Genomic DNA, 22,349 nt, shown 5'->3' with positions numbered 1-22,349 from the left:
ATTAGCTTGCCGGAACGTTGCGACGCGCGGCGGTGAATATACATTGTGAAATCGCGTCCGGAATAACGACCAACACACTAAATAGCAATTGATTTATAGGAGATATTATGAATCCAAAAGCTTTAAAATCACTTGAATACTACAAGATCATCGACCAGCTGACAGAGAAGGCTTCTTCCCAGATGGGGAAAGACCTGTGCAGGCACCTTCTGCCCTCTGAAGATGTTTACGAAATCCGTCATATGCAGACCCAGACCAAAGACGCCCTCACACGCCTTTTCCAGAAAGGAAACATCTCCTTTGGAAGCGTAAAAGACGTGCGCGGCTCACTGAAACGTCTGGAAATTGGGAGCTCCCTTGGAATTTCCGAACTCCTTGCCATTGCCGGACTTCTGGAAAACACCAACCGTGTCAAAGCCTACTCCCGAAATGAGCGCGGAGATGCAAGAGAAGATTCTCTGGACGGCATGTTTGAGAGTCTGGAGCCATTGACTCCCCTCTCATCCGAAATCCGCCGCTGCATCATCTCCCAGGACGAAATCAGTGACGATGCCAGTGCCGGTCTGATGCATGTACGCCGCAGCATGAAGGTTGCCAACGACCGCATCCACACCCAGCTGGCCTCCCTGGTAAACGGCAGCGCCCGCAATTACCTTCAGGACTCCGTTATCACCATGCGAAACGGCCGCTACTGTATCCCGGTGAAAGCCGAATACAAAGGCCAGGTTCCAGGTATGATCCACGACCAGTCTTCCACCGGCTCCACTTTATTCATTGAGCCTCTGGCGATTGTCAAACTAAACAACGACATCCGCGAGCTGGAGCTTCAAGAACAGAAAGAGATTGAGGCAGTTCTCGCTACCTTAAGTGAACAGACCGCCCAGAATGTGGACGCCATTCGCGCAGACCTTGACATTATGATCCAGCTGGATTTCATTTTTGCCAGAGCAGGACTTGCACTGGATATGAATGCCACAGAACCCATTTTCAATACAGAGAAACGCATTCACCTGAAACAGGCACGCCACCCGCTCATTCCCAGAAAAAAAGCCGTTCCCATTGACATCCGTCTTGGAGAAGACTTCGACCTCCTTGTTGTAACCGGACCAAATACTGGTGGTAAAACCGTTTCCCTTAAGACAGTTGGACTTCTGACCCTGATGGGACAGGCGGGACTTCACATTCCAGCCCTGGACCGCTCCGAGCTTTCTGTTTTCCGTGAGGTTTACGCAGATATCGGGGACGAGCAGAGCATCGAGCAGTCTCTCAGTACCTTTTCCTCACATATGACCAACGTAGTGTCTTTCCTGAAAAAAGCAGATCAGGACTCTCTGGTGCTTTTTGATGAGCTTGGCGCTGGTACCGACCCGACAGAAGGAGCGGCACTTGCCATCTCCATTTTGTCCTTCCTGCATGAACAGGGCATCCGCACTATGGCAACCACCCATTACAGTGAACTGAAAGTTTACGCCCTGTCCACTGACGGCGTTGAAAATGCCTGCTGTGAGTTTAATGTGGAAACCCTGCGTCCTACTTACCGCCTGCTCATCGGTGTTCCTGGAAAGAGTAATGCCTTTGCGATTTCTTCCAAACTTGGACTTCCGGACTTTATCATTGAGCGCGCCAAAGATCAGATCAGCCAGAAGGACGAGTCCTTCGAGGATGTACTTACCTCCCTGGAAAACAGCCGCGTGATCATCGAAAACGAGCGTCAGGAAGCAGAGCGTTACAAAACCCAGATTGCTTCCCTGAAACAGGAGTTAGAGTCCAAGCAGGAGAAGCTGGACGAACGTAAAGAGCGGATCTTGCGCGAAGCCAACGAAGAAGCCCGTAAGATTCTTGCAGATGCTAAGGAATACGCAGATCAGACCATGAAAATGTTCCACAAATTCCAGAAAGATCACGTGGACACTGCTGCCATTGAAAAAGAACGCCAGAATCTTAGAAACCGCATGAACAAAGCCGAAAAGGGCATGTCCATGAACACCACCGTAAAGAAACCGAAAAAAGAGCTGAAGCCTAAGGATCTTTCCCTTGGAGATACCGTTCAGGTACTGAGCATGAATCTGAAAGGAACTGTCAGCAGTCATCCCGATTCCAAAGGCTTTCTTTTTGTACAGATGGGTATCATCCGTTCCAAGGTTCATATTTCTGACCTGGAGCTTGTTGACGAACCAGTTATCAACACTCCTGGACTTTCCAGAACAGGAGCAGGCAAGATCCGCATGTCCAAGTCTACCAGTGTTTCCACTGAAATTAATCTTCTTGGAAAAACTGTAGATGAGGCTGTGGCAGAACTGGATAAATATCTGGATGACGCTTATCTGGCACACTTAAAGAGCGTGCGTATCGTACATGGTAAAGGTACCGGTGCCCTTCGAAAAGGAGTACACAATTATCTCCGCCGCCAGAAGCATGTGGCAGATTTCCACCTGGCTGAATTTGGCGAAGGAGATGCTGGTGTTACCATTGTAGAATTTAAGAAATAACTATATTTTATAAGGAGAAACTATGGTTGCTAAACAGAAAATCCTCATTGTCGATGATGACAACAATATTGCAGAGCTGATTTCTCTGTATCTTACCAAAGAATGTTTCGAAACAAAAATTGTAAACGATGGCGAGCTGGCTTTAAAAGAATTTCAGACTTTTCGCCCGAACCTGATTCTTCTGGATCTGATGCTTCCAGGTATTGACGGCTATCAGGTCTGCCGTGAGATCCGCCACACCTCAGACGTGCCGATCATTATGCTTTCCGCAAAAGGAGAAACCTTTGACAAGGTACTTGGCCTGGAGCTTGGCGCCGACGACTACATTATCAAGCCTTTTGATTCAAAAGAACTGGTTGCCCGTGTCCGTGCAGTTCTACGCCGTTTCCAGCCCAAACAGGCTGCAGTTGTAAGCGATGAGAAATGTGCCACTTATCCGGATCTTATTGTCAACCTTACCAACTATTCCGTTACTTATATGGGAAAACAGGTAGACATGCCGCCTAAGGAGCTGGAGCTTCTCTATTTCCTTGCTTCCTCACCCAATCAGGTATTCACCAGAGAGCAGCTACTGGACCACATCTGGGGCTACGAATATATTGGCGATACCAGAACTGTAGACGTTCACATTAAACGTCTGCGCGAAAAAATCAAAGATCATCCGAACTGGTCTATTTCTACAGTCTGGGGAATCGGATACAAGTTTGAGGTAAAAAGCGAATGAGAAAAACGGTTCACAGCAAACTGATCTGCAGTTATATTTTCATTGGAATTGTAGGCTTCCTTTTCGCTACAGCAGGTGGCTCTCATTTCGTGGAAACCTATCTGGAAGAAGAAGTTGGCGCAAGGCTGTATGACAGTGCTGTACGATTTGCTTCTGATGCTGTCACTGTACAGCAGGTTGCAGACAATGATAGCAAAGGACTGGAAAAGATTATGGATATTCTGGCTTCCGGAGAGGAAGCCGGGATACTGATCCTGGATAAAAATTTCCATGTGATCGTGCAGTCCTCAAATCTGGAATATAACGTCAGTTCTGCGAAATCCACTGCCGATTCTGAAGTTCAGACTTCAGAAACAGATAAAATCCCAGAGAATGAAGCATCCTCTGAAAAAGTCTCTGCTGCAAACACAATTTCCATACCCTATTCTGATTTGGACTTCTGGCTTAACACCCAATATCAGATCAGTAATTTTTATGGCTATTTTTCCAGTCCCCATCTTAATGTGATGATACCGGTGGAAAATTCCAGTGTAACAGAAGGCTATGTTACCTACCATTATGACATGCAGCAGCTTTATCAGAAACGAAGCGGTCTTCTTGGAATTCTTCAGATGGTTTTTTTTGCCGTGTATGCCTTGTGCGGACTGCTCCTTCTCTGCTATCAGAAATGGATCCATACTCCCATGCAGCAGATCATCAAGGGGGCTTCCGAATATGCCAACGGAGATCTGAGTTATCGCATTCCAGTGAAATCCGAGGACGAAATGGGCTACCTTGCCAAAACTCTGAACTACATGGCAGACAGGATCAACCAGAACGGAGAATACCAGCGCACCTTTATTGCCAATGTTTCCCACGATTTCCGCTCTCCTCTGACTTCCATCAAAGGATATGTGGAGGCAATTCTGGATGGCACCATCCCCCCGGAATTGCAGGACAAATATTTAAATATCATTTCCCATGAAGCTGACCGTCTGGAAAAACTGACGCGGAGCCTTCTGGTGCTGAATGATCTGGATGAGCGGAAACGGATGATGAATATCCGCAAATTTGATATTAATGATGTGATCAAAAATACTGCCAATACGTTTGAGGTAATCTGTTCCAAAAAGAATATTGACCTGGAACTGCTGCTTTCCGGAAGAGAGCTGTTCGTAGAGGCAGATATGGAACAGATCCAGCAGGTACTGTACAATTTATTGGACAATGCAATCAAATTCAGTAATGACAATTCCTCGATCAACATTGAAACATCCGTAAAAAATGATAAGGTTTTCGTTTCTGTGAAGGATCACGGAGTAGGAATCCCCAAGGACAGCCTGTCCAAGGTGTGGGACAGATTTTACAAGACAGATACCTCCCGCGGAAAAGACCGGAAAGGTACAGGACTTGGGCTTTCTATTGTGAAAGAGATCATCAAAGCTCATAATCAGAATATTAATGTGATCAGCACGGAAGGTGTTGGAACAGAATTCATTTTTACTTTAAAGAAAGCAAAATAAATTATTCAGCAATTCTTTTTATAAAAAACGAAGACCTGGAGCGTGTTTGAAAAAAGCTCCAGGTCTTTTACTATTTCCAGTCATACTTGCGCAGATGCCCCTCCAGTTTCAGATGGGCAAAGTCATGCTGACGAAAGGCTTCATAAAGAATAATGGCAACCGAATTACTCAGATTCAGAGATCTTGTTTCTCCCAGCATGGGAATCCTTACGCAGGTCTCCTGATTGTCACGGAGAATCTCCTCCGGGATTCCGGCACTCTCCTTGCCAAACATGATAAAGCAGTCGTCCTCATACTTCACATCCGCATAAGTCTGAGGTGCTTTCGTAGTCGCATAATAAATCTTCGCTCCAGGATTTCTCTCCAGAAAATCTTCATAATCCAGATAAGTAGTTACATCCAGATCTTTCCAGTAGTCCATTCCGGCACGTTTCAGTGCTTTCTCACTTAATGAAAATCCCAACGGCTCGATCAGATGGAGCCTGGTTCCTGTAGCCACACAGGTACGTCCTATATTTCCTGTGTTCGCCGGAATCTCCGGCTCATGAAGTACAATGTTTAATGTTCCCATAGTTTTTATACTCTCCTGTAATTACAGCAGTTTTATTTCGATTTTAAGGCAATATCTTATATATCTCGTCTTTAGCCGGCCGCTCCAGATACCTGCCATTCCCATTGTAGTAAAGCATTCTGTCATTTCCAGCATTCGTCTGTCCAATCACAGCAGCCATCATGCCCATTCTGCGAAGCTCCTGCACCAATGCTTCTCCTGCCGGAATACCGATCAGAACAGCCCCTTCCGAATTCAGCTTATAAGGATTAATGTCAAAGATTTCACAAATTTCAATTGTCTCCTGGCGTATGGGTACCTTGGAAAAATCCATTTCCAGTCCCACCTGGGAAGCCTCCGCCATCTTCCACAGAGCACTCAGAAAACCACCCTCGCCCATTGCATAAAAAGCGGTAGCGCCAGCCTCTTTTATATTTATCTCATCCGCAGTCCCGTAAAGGGTTCTCAGATTCTCTGCCTCCCGTAAAAAACCTTCTGAAAAATGCTCTCTTAAAATCTCATGTTTTTCCCTTGCAATCTGCGCTGTGCCGTAAAGAGCAATGGCTCCAGCCACCACCAGTTCGTTTCCAGGCGTAAGAAGCCCGCTGATTTCAGCCTGCAGTGCTTCCATAGCCGCTTTTCCAAGCCTCATTTTCTCTTTTCCCTACAGAAGAAGAGAGAGGACAGCAGGAACTACCATTGCCAGAACAAGAATAACAGCAATGATCGCAGTTACAAGTTTTCTTTTCTTTGGATCAAACATTCCCATAATTTTTAACCTCTCATAACCATCCGGCACTTTACAGACTACAAATATACGCCATGTCAATACGGCCAGCCGAACAGTTACACCCTTTCTTTATTATATCTGAATTTCCTTCACTGCCGCATTATGAAGCAGTGGATCCCGGTTTTCATAATCAAACAACAATATTTTCCCATCCCGGAACACCTCAATATGCGCTGTCTTGGGCACCTTTTCCTGGCGCCTGTACTCCCAGACTGCTTTCTCATAGGGCTTCTGGTCATACTCAAAGGATGGATGACTTTTCAGGTTTTCGCGGAGATACAGGTCGTAGATCATGCTGTCTGCCACCTTTTCCCAGGTCGCAGTTTCCATTCCTCTGCAATCTTCCGCAGCTTTTCCCGCGGAATTCTCCACCTCAGGATCCTGATTTCCAGATTTTACTGCGGATTGTTCTTCCAGTTCTTCCTTCACAAACTCCAGCAGAATCTCATATCTGCGCATTCTGGAATGGGAAATCTCTGAATAACCTTTTTTCTCATAAAACTGTCCCAGCTTCTCATACAATGTGAAAGCATCCTCAAACAAAGGCTCCACACAGGCGATGGTATTCTGAAACTGTCCACTATTATAGTACAGTTCCACCATACTTTCCACCATTTTCAGCTTCAAAATGTCTTCATATGGCAGCCACCTGGTTCCCAGTACCTCATATGGCTCCAGTTCTTTATGCACAATGCCATATTCCTCTGTCATCTCTTTCATATGAGAGCCCTTCAGAACCTTCAGAAATCCAAGCTGAAGCTGCTGGGGACGAAGTGCATAAACATCATTGAAGGACCGGTGAAAGCTGTCATAATCCTCATAAGGAAGACCAGCGATCAGATCCAGATGCTGGTGAATATTCTTAAAACTGTGGATGCGTTTTACAATCCCTGCCAGCTTCGGAAAATCCATAGTCCTGTGGATAGCACGAATAGTGTCCGGATTTGTGGACTGTACACCGATTTCCAGCTGGATCAGCCCCGGACGCATGGTGCTCATCAGTTCCAGTTCATTTTCCCTCAACAAATCTGCTGAAATCTCAAAGTGGAAATTGGTAATTCCATTATCATGATCTTTTATGTACTGCCAGATGGTCATTGCATGATCGTGCTTGCAATTAAAGGTTCTGTCCACAAATTTCACCTGTGGCACTTTGTGATCCAGGAAAAACTGAAGTTCTTTCTTTACCAGTTCCAGGTCGCGAAAACGCAGTTTCTTGTCCACAGATGACAGACAATAGCTGCATGAAAAAGGACAGCCCCGACTGCTCTCATAATAGATAATACGGTTTTCAAAATCCTTCAGATCTTCATAAGCAAAGGGTACCCTGCTTAAATCCATGATCTGCCGCCATCCGTTATTCTGAATTGTACCGTCTGGTTTACAGTACACAAGTCCGGTGGTTTCCTCCAGAGAAGGACTTCCATTCACATAGTGCTTCACCAGTTCCAGGAAGGTCTCCTCTCCTTCTCCAACCATTACACCATCAAATGCCGGGTTCTTTTTCAGAAATTCCTCTGCATCATACGATACCTCCGGGCCTCCCGCCCAGAAAGGAACATCCGGCAGGATCTTTCTCAGATCCTGCATCAGTTCCCGCACAAAAGTAATGTTCCAGATATAGCAGGATATGCAGATCACATCCGGGTGACATCTGTAAATATCCTTCAGAATGTCATCCTTCTGCTGATTGATGGTGTATTCCCGAAGTACAACATTGCTGTCATATTCTTTTGCGCAGGCTTTCAGGTTAAAGACAGCCAGATTGGAATGTATATATTTTGCATTACATGCTGCAAGTAATATCTTCATCGTTCTTACTCGTCCAGAAGTTTCTTTAACTCTTCTTTATCTGTAAGACCAACCAGACGGTGTGCTTCTGCTCCGTTCTTGAAAATGATCAGGGTAGGGATGCTCATAACCCGGAACTGCTGTGCAAGCTCCATGTTCTGGTCTACATCAAGCTTTCCTACTGCATAGCCTTCCTCTCCCAGTTCCTCCACGATTGGCCCCTGACGCATGCATGGTCCGCACCAGGTTGCCCAGAAATCAAGAAGAAACGGTTTCTCAGATTTTAATACTTCCTCTTCGAAATTCTGTGTTGTGATTACTTTTGCCATAATTGATCCATCCTTTCTATCGGTCTATTCTTCTCTCTGATTTCACGCCGCAATTCTACTTTTTTTGTCTGTTTCTCACATACTGGTTTGCACTGAGTCCTGCCTGAGCGCCATCGTAAACTGCCTTTGCCACCTGCAAAAGACCGCCGGTACAATCACCTGCTGCAAAAAGCCCCGGAATGGTGCTCTCCATCTTTTCGTTTACCTTGATGTTGCCTTTCTCAGTAAGTGCCGCGCCCATCTGTCTTGCCATCTCTGCACTTCCTGCAGTTCCAAGAGCTACAAAAACGCCGTCTGCCGGGACAAATGTCTCCGTGGAATCCCTTACCGGACTCTCCGGGTTATGGAGCTCTGAAGCTTCCATTTCAGCTTCCTTTCCTTCTGGCAAAAGCTGAAAGTTCTTCTCTCCGTCAGTATCTGATTTTGCATCCGTCTCAGACTGAGAGATCAGACGCAGTCCGGACACCTTCTCGTCTCCCTCTACAGACTGAATTTTCATTGTATTCACCGCAAAAGAAGATTTCCTGGAAAACTCCGGTTCTTTCCCATCTGTGTAAATGGTAACAGAACCAGCCATAGGTGCCAGTTCTTCTGCCTCATGAAGAGCAAAGTCGCTGTTTCCAAGCACTGCAACATCCTTTCCCCTGTAGAAAAATGCGTCGCACACAGCACAGTAGCTGACACCTCTTCCCTCAAGTTCCTTAATCCCCGGAATTGCAGGAGCCTTTCGTTTGCTTCCTGTGGCAAGAATCACGCTGATGGTGTCAAAATCACCTGCTGTTGTCTTTACTGTAAAAGTATCAAACCCGCCAATCCCCAGCACCTGTGCCTCCAGGATCCGCACGCCTAATGCTTTCGCCTGTGCAAGTCCTGTCTCAAATAATTCTTTCCCGGAAACAGGATGTTCCATACCATAATAATTCTCTATTTTTTCTGCTTTTTCCAAAGCACCAATGCCGTTATTGATCACCAGTGGATCCATATTTGCCCGGGCAGCATACAAAGCTGCGGAAATTCCTGCCGGTCCGGCACCGATAATGATTATTTTTTCCATATACTTCAGAATCACCTGCCTTTCTTATGATTCCAATCATTTCCACATATTGTTATTTACCATGTAACTGTTCCGTATCTTCACAGTTACCCCATTCCCTGAAGGGTACCTGCTAAATAGTTACCTGACAATATACTTTCTATAAAAGAAATTCAGACTTTTCATTTTTCGTCGGTTCTTTTATCGTCTATAGCCTTCTCTGCATAAGCCAGTCCCCAGAATATCACAGCTGGCATACACGCCATCAACGGAAACGCATAACGCAGAAGACCGTTTACCGGAGAAGCTATACAGATTGCCACATTCAGCGCCGGGGCAGCCAATACCAGGATTCCTTTCCATCGCTTCCTGTAGATCAGATATCCAAGGAGCAGAATCACGATCCATGTGTAGGTTCCCGCATTGCAGATCTGCGCAAGACCTGGAATCTGACTCCACAGATCGGCATAACGTTTCAGCTGATTCCTTGTCTCTGCGGAAAAGATCTGATGATAATCTGACTCTTCAATCAGCGGCTCATTTACTGTATAGAAGCGGTAGGAGCTCTGCGCGGTGCAATTATGAAATGGGTAATAATATCCATAGCTGTTATGAAGTGTGGCTTCTATATACACCCCCGGATGCCTCAGAAACATGCTGAACCAGGCATTAAAGTAGCGTTTCAGCTTCGCCATGGTAATATGTCCGCCGCGATAAGTTGCCTTTACCGGATCAGACAGTTCCGGATTATACAAATCCGCAATCTCATCATACTTCATCACCCCGTCAATTGCTTTAGCTTCTTCCTTTGTCACATCATCCGGATATTCCTTCAGATATCTGGCTGTCTGCTGCATTGGAATTGAGAAAAATACTCTGGATGGGAAATTACCAATGTATAGTCTCGGTGCCACTTCTTTCTGAAGCCCCATGTAGCCCACTGTCACAAGGATCACCATTCCAACTGCATACAGTCTGCGTTTTTTTCCAAGGAAAAAGAATAACAGGATAAATGCAGGAAGCACCATGTAAAGTCCATTATTTCTGGTAATGCACATGCCAAAGCCAACCAGAAACAGCACTGTCAGCTGCTGTCTTAAAGACTGACCGCTTTTTTCCCGAAGGGTGGGAATGCAACATTCCACATAGATTACCATGAAAAGGGAAAACAGAGCGCTGAAACTTCCATCCTTAATGATCGTCTGGGAATAAGCTCCAAATACAGGCACAAGACTGAAAAATGCAATACAGCAGATATTGAACCATCTTGGTGCTCCCCATGATTTCAGTTTATAACAAACAGTGGCATAACATACCGCATAAATCAGTGCCAGCACGCCAACCACCATGAAAATGCCCCAGTTATCACTGATCACATTTCCAATTGTCATCAAGGCTCCCATTATAAGGCTTAATTCCCATGGATGCTTGTTTGTAAATCTCTGATTTCCGGCAAACATATTCAGCTGCCGGAAGCCATCATAGGGAACACTTCCTGGCCAGAAGATCAGGATATAGGGAAGCCATCCTGCCAAAATCAGCAAAAATGCTACCAGAAGGTAGTGTTTTTCCATAAATTCCGGAAATTTCTTTATATTCCTGCTGTGCAGAAAAGGATGCTTCTCTCCATATGCATATAAAAGACTGATCACTATATCAAACAGAAAAAAGAATCCTGCCCATGTAAGCAATGCAATCAGAATCTGATTTCTCCCAGCTGTAAAGAAGGACCAGTTTCCCTGCACGGAAAAGGACATTCCGATCAGCATAAAAACAGAAAACATGGCGGCGATCAGATGCGTGATCCATTTACAGCTTCTGCAAAAATTCCTCCAGCATTTCATGTACAATGCAATGATCGCAATGAGAACCACCAGTTTGTCGATTCCGATTCCTGTCATCTCTTTCTTGCATAAAGAAAGAAATGTTTCTCCCGGATTATCTGCCGAACCAGCATACAAGCCCGTCATGGAAAGAGCAAACACTGTTAAAATGGCGGCAATAACCGGCAAAGTATATTTTTTTAATTTTTTTTCCACCAATAAATCCTCCCGATTTTTATCACACTGCCATTCTAACATTACTATATATGAAAAGCAAGGCGTGGTTTTTACAAGGTAAATTTTGGGAATTTACAGATTTTTTGAAATTTTTGTTGCGCCAGAGCAGTTTCTGTGCTATTATATGCACTGTAAGTTCAGAGAACTTATAAATGCCCAGATAGCTCAGTTGGTAGAGCAGAGGACTGAAAATCCTCGTGTCGCTGGTTCGATTCCGGCTCTGGGCATTTTTTTATTTTTCGGACACGCTCTGGAAAAAGCCGCCCCCGAAGGGGCGGCCTCATTTATTTTGTAAGCATTTCATCTAATGTTTCGTTCAGCATCTCTCTGGATGTCACCTGTATCGCCTGAATTCCTGCCTTCTTCGCTCCTTCCACATTATCCATGCGGTCATCGAAAAACAGACACTCTTCTGCTTTCAGGCTATATTTCTCCAGAAGGATTTCATAAATTTCCCTGTCTGGCTTCAGGGCGTGAACCTGATAGGAAACAACTCCCCCATCAAGCACATCCAGGAATTTCGCTCCCTTGGTGTGCACATGGAACAGTTCTTCTGAGTAGTTGGAAAGCAGGTAAATCTTATAACCATTTTCCTTTAGCGCTGCAACCTTGTCCCAGACCTCCGGACGCTTTACAGCCATCTGCTCTCCGTTTCGAAGGAACCAGCCCATCACATCCACATCGTCCGGGTACTTCAGTTCATACTGATGAATGGCTTCCTCAAGGCTCAGCCTTCCTCCGTCAAGTCCCTGTACCCAGATCTCATTGTCAAACATTTCCTCGCCAATTCTCTTCGCCTCAGCTTCAGAAAGGCCGTAGTCCCTGGTCAGCATCTCAAACCAGCGATACTCCACCAGTACATCTCCAACATCAAAAATTAAATTCCGAATCATTAGTCTTCATAACCATTCGGGTTATTACTCTGCCATCTCCAGGAATCCTCGCACATCTCACGGATGCCATTCTCAGCTGTCCAGCCAAGCTCTTTCGCTGCCTTGGAAGCATCGCAGTAGCAGGTAGCAATATCGCCTGCACGACGTGGTTTGATCGCATATGGGATCTTAACGCCTGTTGCAGCTTCGAAATTCTTCACAATATCAAGAACACTGTAGCCTTTTCCTGTGCCAAGGTTATAGATTGCAAGTCCAGGATTCTCCTCGATCTTTTTAAGCGCTTTTACATGACCTTTGGCAAGATCTACTACATGGATATAATCTCTCACGCCGGTTCCATCCGGAGTGTCATAGTCATTACCGAATACGCCAAGCTCTTTCAGCTTGCCAACAGCAACCTGTGTGATGTATGGCATAAGGTTGTTCGGGATACCATTTGGGTTTTCGCCGATGGTTCCGCTCTTGTGGGCACCGATCGGATTAAAATAACGAAGCAGCATTACGTTCCACTCCGGATCTGCTTTCTGGATGTCTGTAAGAACCTGCTCCAGCATGGATTTGGTCCAGCCATATGGGTTGGTACACTGTCCTTTCGGGCATTCTTCTGTGATCGGGATCTGTGCCGGATCTCCATATACAGTTGCAGAGGAAGAGAAAATAATATTCTTAACACCATGTTTTCTCATTACATCTACAAGAGTCAGGGTTCCTGCAATATTATTCTCATAATATTCCCAAGGCTTTACAACGGACTCTCCAACAGCCTTCAGTCCGGCAAAATGAATACAGGAGTCAATGTCTTCTTTGTCAAAAATCTGGTCAAGGGCTTCCCTGTCCAGGATATCTGCTTTATAAAATTTAACCGGCTTGCCTGTGATCTTGGAAACTCTGTCAAGGGCCTTCTCGCTGGAATTAGACAGATTATCCAGAACTACTACGTCATAACCGGAATTCTGAAGTTCTACAACTGTATGGCTTCCAATGTATCCTGCACCGCCTGTTACTAAAATTGCCATGATATTTTCCTCCTCGTTTGCTGCAAAGTTCCCACCATTCATCACAATCAATAAACAAATAACCTTCTGCTGTTTTCTCTTTTCACAGCACTCCACGGAATGTTATCCGCAAACAGCAACTGTGATGGTTTATGTCCATTCTTTGCAATCCTTATTAGTAACCTGGAAGGCATTTTTTATGCCTGCCAAGTTTAGAATACCACTATTTATATTTTTCTACAATAGCTTTCATCTCAGATAATTTCTGTTCCATATCCCACACCAACTTGAACTGGGTTCTTGCACGATCCAGATTCTGATTCTCTCGATGGATGCGGAAATAATGATCTCCCTCCAGATGGTCTGCCAGGAAACGCATTCCACACTCAAAGGTCATCAAGATTGCACCCATCGGAAGCATTTCCACCTCCAAATCTGTGAGGGCACCGCCGCAGCCTTCCAGAAATCCTTTTACATACACCTCAAACAGATGAAGGTCACAGGACACTTTGGAAATATCCTGCTCATCCTCTGCTGCCGTGCTTGCGCCAAAACGGATGGAATCACCAAAATCATTCAGAGAAAGTCCCGGCATTACCGTGTCCAGATCGATCACACAGATTCCCTTATGGGTAGCATTGTCGATCATGATATTATTCAGCTTTGTGTCATTGTGCGTTACACGAAGAGGCAGCTTACCTGCATCCTGTAAATCCACAAGTGTATGGGCCAGCTGCTCTCTTTCCAGGACAAACTGTATCTCCTTCTGAACATCAGCCGCCCGTCCGCATGCATCCTCTTCCACAGCCTTTTTAAAATTGGCAAATCGCTTCACTGTATTATGAAAATCCGGGATTGTCTCATGAAGAGTATCTGCCGGATAATCAGCAAGAAGGCGCTGGAAATTACCAAATGCAAGAGCACTCTGGTAAAAATCCTCGTCATTTTCCACCTGATCAAAGCAGGTTGCATCTTCTATAAACAGATACGCTCTCCAGTATTCTCCCTCTTTATCTACAAAATAAGGAGCTCCAGCACGGTCATTTACGATATTCAGGGTTTCGCGCTCTGCATCCCCGCCATTTTCCAGGATTTTCTTCTTCAGCCAGGAGGTGACACCACTGATATTCTCCATAAGACCAACAGGATCTTTGAAAATCTGCTTGTTCATTTTCTGGAGAATATAGCGCTTCTGTCCGGCTTCTGTGGAAAATACAGCACAGTAAGTCTCATTAATGTGGCCATTTCCAAATATGCCAACCTCTTCAAGTTTACCGCCAAAATCAAAGCTGTTGATTACTTCCATCAGTTCCTGATGGCTTACATCTTTTGTTTTTCCCACTTATTTTTCCTCCCAAAGCTTCTGAGGATAAAGACCGTCATCTTTCAGCTTCTGAATTGCAGCAACTACTACCGGCTTATCTTCTTTATAGGTAACTCCGTACCATTTGTCCATAGATTTCAGAACTTTGACAGTTGCTTTCTTCTCGCCAAGAAGCTCATCTACAACAAATGGAAGGAAATATTCGCATTTCAGAGGATTCTTTTCCACATTTTCTTTCAGGAATAATGGGAATCTGTCCTTCAGTTCTCTCAGAATGCTTGCAGAAAATCCCCACATATTCATAGACACCGTAGCATCCATAGGAAGCTCTGTCCATGTAGCACCATCATCCTCGGTATAAGCAGCACCGCCATCTCTCTTCTCAATATGGGTGCGCTCATTAATATCCTTCAGAAATCCCTCTTCGTCTGTCACACAAACACCACGAGCCACATGTCCATTATCTGTCAATGTGTTCTCAAGCTTGTAGCCTACCATCATGTACTGATAAATGCCGTCTTTATCCTGATTCTCTGTAAGGAAATCATATGCCATCTTAAATGCATGACGTCCATAATAATCATCCGCATTAATAACGGCAAAAGGTCCATCAATCACATTGATACAGCTCATGATTGCATGTCCGGTTCCCCATGGCTTCACACGTCCTTCCGGAACTGTAAAGCCTTCCGGAAGATTATGCAGATCCTGGAATACAAATTCTACCTGGATATGCTTACTCATACGATCTCCGATAGCAGCACGGAAATCAGCCTCATTCTCCTTCTTTATAATAAATACAATTTTTTCAAACCCTGCCTGAATAGCATCATAGATAGAAAAATCAATGATAATGTCCCCGTCCTTATCAATAGGATCGATCTGCTTCAGGCCACCATATCTGCTTCCCATACCTGCTGCCATTACTACCAATACCGGCTTTTTCATGTTATTGCTGCCTCCCATTTTTTATTTGTCAAAACGGATATTCCTGATCCGCTTTGTTGCTTATTCATAACGATACCAGGGACAAACAATTGCCCCTGGTTCGATGGTAACAGACAAATCTCTTCTTGTCAATTTCTATCAATTATTTCACAGGAAATACTCCGGTTTTAATATTCCCAGACCGCTCCCCAGCACTTTTCCTGACTTCAGATATTTCTTTGCAGCTCTCTGAAGAGATGTGTTCTCGGAATATACATTCAGGTTCCGCTGTACCTTTCCCCAAATACGCCATTCAGCCTCACGCTCATCCCAATCTGTTTCTACAATCTGAAATTGATTCTGAAACATAATGATATTGCTTTTCTCCGGCAAAATGTCTTTAAGCCCCGGATAGAGCAGCCAGGAATGACACAGATACGGCATCTCTTTTCCCCAGAAAGCCATTCCCTGAATAATGGATTCCCTCACACTCTCCAGTGTGAGCTTTTCGCCCTGTGGAATATGAATACTGATGATCGGATCTCCTTTTTTTACCATTCTTTCTCCTGCTGTAAAATTCCAGCGGGAATCCATGATTTCAAATTGCATTCTTCCAAGCCTGAAAATGGTAAGCTTCATATGGCGGAAAAACCAGTCGTATTCATCAATTCCATACTCTCCATATTCCAGAAAACAGTTTTCACACCAAAAGGTCAGATCGTAAAAAGTGTCCCTGAAAATTTCCCGGCTGATTCCCCGCTTTTCATAAGCATCATAGGTTTCGGCGCCCATGCGGCATAAATAATACAGAAACACAAGCCGATAATCCTTTTCCAAAAGAATTTTTTCATAAAACAAAGCTCTGTCTTTCTCATACAAAAGCTTATTTTCCTGATATTCTTCCTCCCCAATGCGTCCGGATTCCTGAAGCTCATTAAGCAGATGCACAGCCTCCGGCAGCATGTTGATTTCAGCTAAAAATTCATTTATTTTCATTGGCAAATCCTCTGAGATTTACAACCTGTCCCGTTATTCTTGCTTCCTCTGCTGCCAGTGCCATCAGATGACTCTCCACGGAAACAGCAGCGTCTGTTTTACCCTTTCTTCCTTCTCCTACCATACGGACAAAATCATGCATCATACTCATATCACTTCCGTTATGTCCGTTTGCAGGTGTGTGAAGCTCTATTGTCTCCAGATTCCCACTGACAAAATCTCTGATCTCAATAGTACCTGCATCCATATCGCCTTTGATCTCACCTTTTGTTCCCATAAGACGGATCCGTCTAGCACACTGGTCTGTAAAGGCTGTCATAAGGAAGGACGCTGTTACCTGATTTTCAAACTTTATGTCAACGGACTGGTGATCTACTACTGTATTATCACAGTGGAATACACATCTTCCGTAAGGTCCTTTTTTCAAAGCCTCCAATACATGCTCCGGATCTGTCTGATCGGTCACTGCACGTACCAGATAGCCATCTAAATTCTCCAGATAAAAGCGTGGTGCATAGAAAGCACATTCATCTCTATGTGGGCATCCATCCAGACAATAAGCAGGAGCTCCTTCCGGTGCATTTTCCTCTGTAAAATAAGACAGTTCGCCAAAGGAACTAAGGCTTTCGCATTTACTGTCTGCCAGCCACAGCATGATATCCATATCATGACAGCATTTCTGCAGGATCATAGGACTGGATTCCTCTGCATTTCTCCAGTTTCCTCTTACAAAGCTATGTGCCTGATGCCAGTAACCTACCTCTTCCATATGCTGGATAGTCATAAGTCTTCCTATTTTGCCTTCTTCCAGAAGTTCTTTTAATTTGGAAAAGAACGGAGAATACCGAAGTACGTGGCACACGGACAGAATACGGTCGTATTTCTTCGCCATCTCTCCCATTTCAATGATTTCTTTCTTGTCGGGAGACATGGGCTTTTCACAAAGTACATGATATCCCTTTTTCAGAGCCATGATCGTAGGCTCATAATGCATCCTGTCCATGGTGCAGATCATGGCACAATCTGCCAGCTTTTCTTTTCCAAGAAGCTCTTCATAGCTTTCGAAGCAAAGCTCTTCCGGAATATTGTGTCTTTTTGCAAAGCTCTCTCTGCGCTCTTTATCCGGCTCTGCAACTGCCACCACCTGAAATTCATCTGGATGGTCCAGTGCATACTGAGAATAAACATGACCTCCTCTAAGGCCTGCTCCAATTACAATACTCGTTACCTTTTTCATACTCTTTTACTCCTGTCGCAAACGTATTTTTAAAACCGTATCTTTTTCATCTGGCAATGGATAGGTAAATACCGGATCATCTCCGAAGGAAACAAAGGCCACATCCGGATACAGCACCGTATTCCATGCTTCCCCTCTGTTCACCTCACTGCCGTCTGCAAGATATGTAACAGATTCCAGCTTATCCGGGCCGATTCCATACAGCGGAAGTGCTCCAAGCGGTGTCTCATAAACATGAGCATAAATGATGTCACCTTTCTGGGTATATCTTCCCCAATCCGGCTTTTCCAATTTGGAAATTCCGCATCCGTAAATGCTCTCCCCATTTTTTTTCATCCATTTTCCAACTTCTGTGAGAATCTGAACACTCTCCTCCGGAATATTTCCACGGGCATCTGGTCCCACGTTCAGGATCATATTTCCACCCTTGCTGGCACATTCCACCAGCTTTCTTACAAGCATCTGAGGGGTCTTATACTGATGGTCGAAATTGCAATATCCCCAATGATTATTCATAGTGGCACAAAGTTCCCATGGAATGGGTTCTCCCTTGTCATCACATACTCCTTTTGGAGGAATGATCTGCTCCGGACTTGCAAAATCACCGCTGTAAATCAGTGGTTTCTCTGTTGTAATGCTGCCATGGTTATCCCCCGCACCTTCCAGACGGTTGTCAATGATCACATCCGGCTGATACTTTCGAACCATTTTGATCAGCTCTGTGGCTTTCCATTTTTCTCCGGTCATATCGTCATAGGAAAAATCGAACCATAGAAGATCCAGCTTGCCATACCCTGTTACAAGTTCCTTTATCTGGCCATGCATATACGCAAGATATCTGTCAAAATCAATTTTTTCATCTTTATATGCCGGATTGTTTCGCATAGGATGCTGCCTGTCTCCATATTTAGGAAAATCCGGATGATGCCAGTCGATAATGGAAAAATAAAGACCAACCTTTAATCCTTCCTCTCGGCATGCATCTACAAATTCTCTTACCAGGTCTCTGCCTGCTTTTGTGTTTGTTGACTTGTAGTCTGTCAGTTTAGAGTCAAACAGACAAAATCCGTCATGGTGCTTTGCTGTAAGTACCACGTACTTCATGCCTGCTTTTTTTGCCAGACAAACCCATTTCTTCGGATCATAATCCACAGGATCAAACTGATCAAAATACTTACTGTATTCCTCAATTGTCATTTCTTTCTGTGACATCATCCATTCACCGCATGCTGGAATGGAGTATAATCCCCAATGAATAAACATACCGAATCTGTCTTCCATAAACCATTTGGTGCGCTGTCTTATTTCCTCATTCATGTTTCTATTCTCCTGTCTTCTTCATTATATCAGAAAATTTTGTATATTCAGCATTTTTATCAAAAAACTTTCATTTCACCTGTCAACCTTTCACGGCTCCGCCAGACAGTGCCTCAATAAAGAATCTGCTGAAAATACAGTACAGAAGCACAGGCGGAAGAATGATAATCACCATAGCGGAAAAAAGTCCGTTATAATTGGTGTTAAAGGCTGTTGTGAAAGTAGACAAAAGCGCCGGTACTGTCAGCTTTTCCCTTGTGATCAGCACAAGAGAGGCCCAGTAATACTCATTCCAATTATTCAAAAACGCAAGCACAGCTGCTGTCATAATTCCCGGACGTGCAATTGGAAAAATTACTTTCATCCAGGTCTGTACATACCCACATCCGTCAATTCTCGCCGCCTCTTCCAGCTCTCTTGGGATATTGTCGTAATAGTTTTTGATCACAAAAAAACTCACTGCAATTCCACTGCAGGAATAAATCAGGATCAGCGCAGATCTTGTATCATATAAATGCAGGCGGTTTACCAGATTATATACCGGATAAGTAAGGGCTGTGGCTGGGATAAACATGGTGGAATACAAAAGTACATTTACCAGTGCTTTTCCTTTGAATTCCATTCGCGCTACCACATATGCAGACATGGAAATCATCACCACACTGATCACCACGGAAACACCTGCGACAAAAAGACTGTTTCCAAAATATCTCATCACATGTAAATCTTTAAATGTGGAAATATAACCATCCAGACAAATGGATTCCGGAAGCTGAAAGCCAGGTCTCGCCATAGGATCTTTTTTCAGGCTGGATAAAACCAGCCAGCCAATGGGAAGCAACGACACGATCAGCGCCCACGCAAGACAAATGTAAGTCACGATCCTGGTTCCCGCCGGCATACTATTTACACCTTTCAGGGTATTTGTTTTTTTCATATTCATCCTCTTTTCCTTCTTATTCTTTCTCTTTCCTGAAAGAAATGCTGTATACAAAATTAATCACCAGAATGATCACCATCCCAGCCAGGATCTGGATCATTGCCACTGCATTGGCTCGTCCAAACTGGGTTCTCGGACTGGTAATGGCAAGCTCGCGGATAATGTAACTGATACTGTAGGTTCCTGCAGCTCCTTTTGTCAGGAAATAAACCTCGTTATAAAGAAGGAAGCCGGAGGTTGCAGCAAGAACGGATACTGTTTTTAAAGTTCCTTTGATCATAGGGATTGTAATATACCAGTCCTGTCTCAGACCGCTTGCCCCATCCAGCATAGCTGCTTCTCTTACCTCTTCCGGCACTGCCATAATATTCCCCAAAATCATTAAAGTTGTAGTTCCTGTAAAGAAAATATAGGCACAGGTCATGGCCACAAAAGCCGGTCCTTTCAGAAGTAGGATATTATCCCTGAATTCTTTGTTGAAAAGACGAATGATCGGGTTGATAATTCCATAAGAAGGGTTGTACAATTGTAAAAATACAATGCCCATAGCGGCAGTTGAGATCATATTCGGAATAATATAGACATTTCGTACAAATTTAATACCTTTTACCTTTCTGGACAGGGCCAGAGCGATCAAAGCAGCAATGGGAATCTGTACCACTGTTCCAAGAATGGCCCAGGTGGTTGAATTTTTCAGTGCTTCCCAGAAAAATGGATACTTGTTAAAAATATAATCATAATTATCCCACAAATTGCTCCAGCCGAAAAACTCCGGACTAGTAATATTGGTATAATCCCATTTGCAGAAAGAAGTGATAAACACCGTAATAATGGGATACAGATAAAATACGCAAAATGCGATCAGGGTAGGCGCAAGAAACGCTATAATAAATCCTTTTCTCCGCGTACCCAGCTTATTCTTTCTTTTTTTCGCAGCATTCTGATTTTCCAAATTCATACCTCCAAAAAGGGAAGAGATTTCTCCCCTCCCTCTTCTATTTCATTCATAGTTTCTGTTCATCACAGCTGTGTGCTTTAAGCAACCAACGCGATCAGCTCTGTCTGAAGTGCTGCAAATCTTGCATCAATATCTGTTCCTGATACCGCACACTCCATCAATGCATTGATGATAGCTTTGTCCACGTCAGATCCCCAGGTATAGTTCATGTCAATCACTACAGTATCAGCTTCATTTACCTGAGAACAAGCCTGTGCAAGCTTTCTTGTAGCTGCATCATCACTCTCTTCTGCAAGTGCGTTCAAATCAACTGTTGTGTTACATGGATTTGCCTGTACGCCAGTGAAGATTTTTTCTTGAACCTCAGCACTTGTCATATATTTGATAAACTCAAGTGCCAGCTCTGTTTTCTCATCACTCATGTTATTTGCCACAGCAAGTCCGCCGCCTGCAGAAGCGATTGCAATATTTCCAGGGAATAAAGCAGGCTCAATGGCATCTGTTAAAGACGCATCAATTCCACTTGCATTCCATACACCATTGAAAAGAACACCAGCCTTACCATTTGTATTAAATTCTGCCATAAGATTTCCGTTATCATCTGTAGTATGCTCAGAACCATTTGCCTGATCCAGGTTTGCAGCAGTCTTAAATGCAGCTGCAAATTCCTCTGAATTGATGGTGTCCTCTGTCAGCTCAGATTCCAGCATTTTCTTGCCTGCATCTGTGGAAGCCATAACCGTGTTTACAATATAGCTGGAGCCCTGTCCTGCAATGTATCCGTACACATCCTCGTCCAAAGCACGGATTTTTTCCATTGCTTCTCCAAAAGAATCCCAGTCTGCAAACGCCTCCTCTGTAATTCCGGCTTTTTCAAAAATATCGGAATTATACCATAAGCCACGGCTCTCAATCTGATCATGCACTGCATAAATATGACCATCCATATCATGCTGTGTATAGTTAAGACCAACTGCATCCTGCAGACCATTTTCATCGATATACGGTTTCAGATCGTATACCAGATCCTGGGAAAGTGCTGCCTGCGGAACTCCGCCACCGCCTACATCTACCAGATCCGGGAAGGAACCGCCAGCAACCTGTGCACTTACAATGTCATCTCTGTTTTCTACAGCGATTGGTTTGAATGTAACTGATCCATCAGCATGTTCCTTTGCGAACTCATCATAGATATCCCTCATAACCTGAGCTGCAGCCCACTCGCTCTCATCCTGGTAATATCCATGGTAAAATTCCAGAACATCATCATCTGCATAAGCAGTCGTTCCAAATCCAACCAGTGCAGTAGTCCCCATTGCTGCTGCCAGTAAAACACTTACCATTTTTTTCTTCATTACAAAAATCCTCCTTCATAAATTATACGTCTTTGCTTTAACTGTCCTTATTTTACCCTTGTTTTTAGTATTTTTGAATGAATCCCATTTGCAATTTACAGGTATTTATTGACATTTTCACAATAAAAATAAGGAAAAT

19 protein-coding genes and 1 tRNA gene are annotated in these 22,349 nt (G+C 44.2%); 4 read left to right on the top strand and 16 right to left on the bottom strand.

Features of this window, described 5'->3' with window-relative positions; translation table 11 throughout:
- The first annotated feature begins 107 nt into the window (after positions 1-107).
- From AB5642_RS09585 to AB5642_RS09575, 3 genes are read left to right on the top strand one after another with little or no spacing between them, the layout of a single operon-like run.
- On the top strand, positions 108-2,489 hold the full coding sequence (locus AB5642_RS09585; RefSeq protein WP_173718218.1) for an endonuclease MutS2: 2,382 nt from the start codon (positions 108-110) through the stop codon (positions 2,487-2,489).
- A 22-nt stretch (positions 2,490-2,511) separates the two neighbouring features.
- Positions 2,512-3,213, top strand: coding sequence for a response regulator transcription factor (locus AB5642_RS09580; protein WP_118582333.1), 702 nt, complete (start codon positions 2,512-2,514; stop codon positions 3,211-3,213).
- Positions 3,210-4,715: a HAMP domain-containing sensor histidine kinase gene (locus tag AB5642_RS09575; RefSeq protein WP_173716890.1), complete on the top strand. Its 1,506-nt coding sequence runs from the start codon at positions 3,210-3,212 to the stop codon at positions 4,713-4,715. The genes AB5642_RS09580 and AB5642_RS09575 overlap by 4 nt, the downstream gene beginning before the upstream one ends.
- Before the next feature lie 70 nt (positions 4,716-4,785).
- Here AB5642_RS09575 and AB5642_RS09570 read toward each other — a convergent pair whose 3' ends face one another.
- The 6 genes from AB5642_RS09570 to AB5642_RS09545 form a co-directional block, all read right to left on the bottom strand.
- Entirely contained in the window at positions 4,786-5,286 is a 501-nt protein-coding gene (locus AB5642_RS09570) for a tRNA (cytidine(34)-2'-O)-methyltransferase (RefSeq protein ID WP_173716891.1), read from the bottom strand.
- Positions 5,287-5,329: 43 nt separating this feature from the next.
- On the bottom strand, positions 5,330-5,917 hold the full coding sequence (locus tag AB5642_RS09565) for an AIR synthase-related protein (RefSeq protein ID WP_173716892.1): 588 nt from the start codon (positions 5,915-5,917) through the stop codon (positions 5,330-5,332).
- Positions 5,918-6,127: 210 nt separating this feature from the next.
- Positions 6,128-7,867, bottom strand: coding sequence for a B12-binding domain-containing radical SAM protein (locus tag AB5642_RS09560; RefSeq protein ID WP_173718215.1), 1,740 nt, complete (start codon positions 7,865-7,867; stop codon positions 6,128-6,130).
- Between the two features lie 5 nt (positions 7,868-7,872).
- Positions 7,873-8,175 carry a thioredoxin gene (trxA, locus tag AB5642_RS09555; protein WP_118582321.1) on the bottom strand — a complete coding sequence of 101 codons (303 nt, stop codon included), beginning with the start codon at positions 8,173-8,175 and terminating at the stop codon, positions 7,873-7,875.
- Between the two features lie 55 nt (positions 8,176-8,230).
- Complete coding sequence (locus AB5642_RS09550; RefSeq protein ID WP_173718214.1) at positions 8,231-9,229, bottom strand: NAD(P)/FAD-dependent oxidoreductase; 999 nt, start codon at positions 9,227-9,229, stop codon at positions 8,231-8,233.
- A gap of 161 nt (positions 9,230-9,390) precedes the next feature.
- A complete protein-coding gene (locus AB5642_RS09545; protein ID WP_368371563.1) occupies positions 9,391-11,247 on the bottom strand; it encodes a DUF6020 family protein in 1,857 nt (618 codons plus the stop codon).
- Between the two features lie 175 nt (positions 11,248-11,422).
- Between AB5642_RS09545 and AB5642_RS09540 the strand changes: the two genes are divergently transcribed.
- A tRNA-Phe gene (locus AB5642_RS09540) sits at positions 11,423-11,495 on the top strand.
- Between the two features lie 57 nt (positions 11,496-11,552).
- Here AB5642_RS09540 and AB5642_RS09535 read toward each other — a convergent pair.
- The 10 genes from AB5642_RS09535 to AB5642_RS09490 all read right to left on the bottom strand — a co-directional run bounded on the left by AB5642_RS09535 (position 11,553) and on the right by AB5642_RS09490 (position 22,210).
- Positions 11,553-12,161: an HAD family phosphatase gene (locus AB5642_RS09535; RefSeq protein ID WP_195379426.1), complete on the bottom strand. Its 609-nt coding sequence runs from the start codon at positions 12,159-12,161 to the stop codon at positions 11,553-11,555.
- The gene (gene galE, locus AB5642_RS09530; protein ID WP_118582312.1) at positions 12,161-13,177 is read right to left on the bottom strand and encodes a UDP-glucose 4-epimerase GalE; all 1,017 of its coding nucleotides are present in this window, start codon (positions 13,175-13,177) and stop codon (positions 12,161-12,163) included. Before galE ends, AB5642_RS09535 begins: the two co-directional genes overlap by 1 nt.
- Positions 13,178-13,379: 202 nt before the next feature.
- Complete coding sequence (locus tag AB5642_RS09525) at positions 13,380-14,462, bottom strand: phosphotransferase enzyme family protein (RefSeq protein ID WP_148461808.1); 1,083 nt, start codon at positions 14,460-14,462, stop codon at positions 13,380-13,382.
- A gap of 36 nt (positions 14,463-14,498) precedes the next feature.
- A complete protein-coding gene (locus AB5642_RS09520; RefSeq protein WP_148461673.1) occupies positions 14,499-15,428 on the bottom strand; it encodes a sugar phosphate nucleotidyltransferase in 930 nt (309 codons plus the stop codon).
- Between the two features lie 147 nt (positions 15,429-15,575).
- Positions 15,576-16,403, bottom strand: a complete 828-nt coding sequence (locus AB5642_RS09515; protein WP_118582306.1) for an acyltransferase domain-containing protein — start codon at positions 16,401-16,403, stop codon at positions 15,576-15,578.
- Positions 16,390-17,640: a Gfo/Idh/MocA family protein gene (locus AB5642_RS09510; protein WP_118582303.1), complete on the bottom strand. Its 1,251-nt coding sequence runs from the start codon at positions 17,638-17,640 to the stop codon at positions 16,390-16,392. The genes AB5642_RS09515 and AB5642_RS09510 overlap by 14 nt, the downstream gene beginning before the upstream one ends.
- 6 nt (positions 17,641-17,646) lie before the next feature.
- Positions 17,647-18,957: an alpha-L-fucosidase gene (locus tag AB5642_RS09505; RefSeq protein WP_173716896.1), complete on the bottom strand. Its 1,311-nt coding sequence runs from the start codon at positions 18,955-18,957 to the stop codon at positions 17,647-17,649.
- Positions 18,958-19,039: 82 nt separating this feature from the next.
- On the bottom strand, positions 19,040-19,894 hold the full coding sequence (locus AB5642_RS09500) for a carbohydrate ABC transporter permease (RefSeq protein WP_148461675.1): 855 nt from the start codon (positions 19,892-19,894) through the stop codon (positions 19,040-19,042).
- A 19-nt stretch (positions 19,895-19,913) separates the two neighbouring features.
- Positions 19,914-20,849, bottom strand: a complete 936-nt coding sequence (locus AB5642_RS09495; protein ID WP_227199100.1) for a carbohydrate ABC transporter permease — start codon at positions 20,847-20,849, stop codon at positions 19,914-19,916.
- An 83-nt stretch (positions 20,850-20,932) separates the two neighbouring features.
- Positions 20,933-22,210, bottom strand: coding sequence for an ABC transporter substrate-binding protein (locus AB5642_RS09490; protein ID WP_195391680.1), 1,278 nt, complete (start codon positions 22,208-22,210; stop codon positions 20,933-20,935).
- Positions 22,211-22,349: the final 139 nt, after the last annotated feature.

Source organism: Ruminococcus sp. 1001136sp1_2201st1_G3_2201SCRN_220225 (genome assembly GCF_040924365.1).
GTDB lineage: Bacteria > Bacillota > Clostridia > Lachnospirales > Lachnospiraceae > Blautia_A > Blautia_A faecis.
The sequence above is the reverse complement of the archived record's forward strand: the minus strand, read 5'-3'. Positions and strand labels throughout refer to the sequence as shown.

Coding starts and splice junctions, on each gene's coding strand:
- AB5642_RS09585 (WP_173718218.1), top strand. CDS start 108: ATGAATCCAAAAGCTTTAAAATCACTTGAATACTACAAGATCATCGAC.
- AB5642_RS09580 (WP_118582333.1), top strand. CDS start 2,512: ATGGTTGCTAAACAGAAAATCCTCATTGTCGATGATGACAACAATATT.
- AB5642_RS09575 (WP_173716890.1), top strand. CDS start 3,210: ATGAGAAAAACGGTTCACAGCAAACTGATCTGCAGTTATATTTTCATT.
- AB5642_RS09570 (WP_173716891.1), bottom strand. CDS start 5,286: ATGGGAACATTAAACATTGTACTTCATGAGCCGGAGATTCCGGCGAAC.
- AB5642_RS09565 (WP_173716892.1), bottom strand. CDS start 5,917: ATGAGGCTTGGAAAAGCGGCTATGGAAGCACTGCAGGCTGAAATCAGC.
- AB5642_RS09560 (WP_173718215.1), bottom strand. CDS start 7,867: ATGAAGATATTACTTGCAGCATGTAATGCAAAATATATACATTCCAAT.
- trxA (WP_118582321.1), bottom strand. CDS start 8,175: ATGGCAAAAGTAATCACAACACAGAATTTCGAAGAGGAAGTATTAAAA.
- AB5642_RS09550 (WP_173718214.1), bottom strand. CDS start 9,229: ATGGAAAAAATAATCATTATCGGTGCCGGACCGGCAGGAATTTCCGCA.
- AB5642_RS09535 (WP_195379426.1), bottom strand. CDS start 12,161: ATGATTCGGAATTTAATTTTTGATGTTGGAGATGTACTGGTGGAGTAT.
- galE (WP_118582312.1), bottom strand. CDS start 13,177: ATGGCAATTTTAGTAACAGGCGGTGCAGGATACATTGGAAGCCATACA.
- AB5642_RS09525 (WP_148461808.1), bottom strand. CDS start 14,462: ATGGAAGTAATCAACAGCTTTGATTTTGGCGGTAAACTTGAAGAGGTT.
- AB5642_RS09520 (WP_148461673.1), bottom strand. CDS start 15,428: ATGAAAAAGCCGGTATTGGTAGTAATGGCAGCAGGTATGGGAAGCAGA.
- AB5642_RS09515 (WP_118582306.1), bottom strand. CDS start 16,403: ATGAAAATAAATGAATTTTTAGCTGAAATCAACATGCTGCCGGAGGCT.
- AB5642_RS09510 (WP_118582303.1), bottom strand. CDS start 17,640: ATGAAAAAGGTAACGAGTATTGTAATTGGAGCAGGCCTTAGAGGAGGT.
- AB5642_RS09505 (WP_173716896.1), bottom strand. CDS start 18,957: ATGAATGAGGAAATAAGACAGCGCACCAAATGGTTTATGGAAGACAGA.
- AB5642_RS09500 (WP_148461675.1), bottom strand. CDS start 19,894: ATGAAAAAAACAAATACCCTGAAAGGTGTAAATAGTATGCCGGCGGGA.
- AB5642_RS09490 (WP_195391680.1), bottom strand. CDS start 22,210: ATGAAGAAAAAAATGGTAAGTGTTTTACTGGCAGCAGCAATGGGGACT.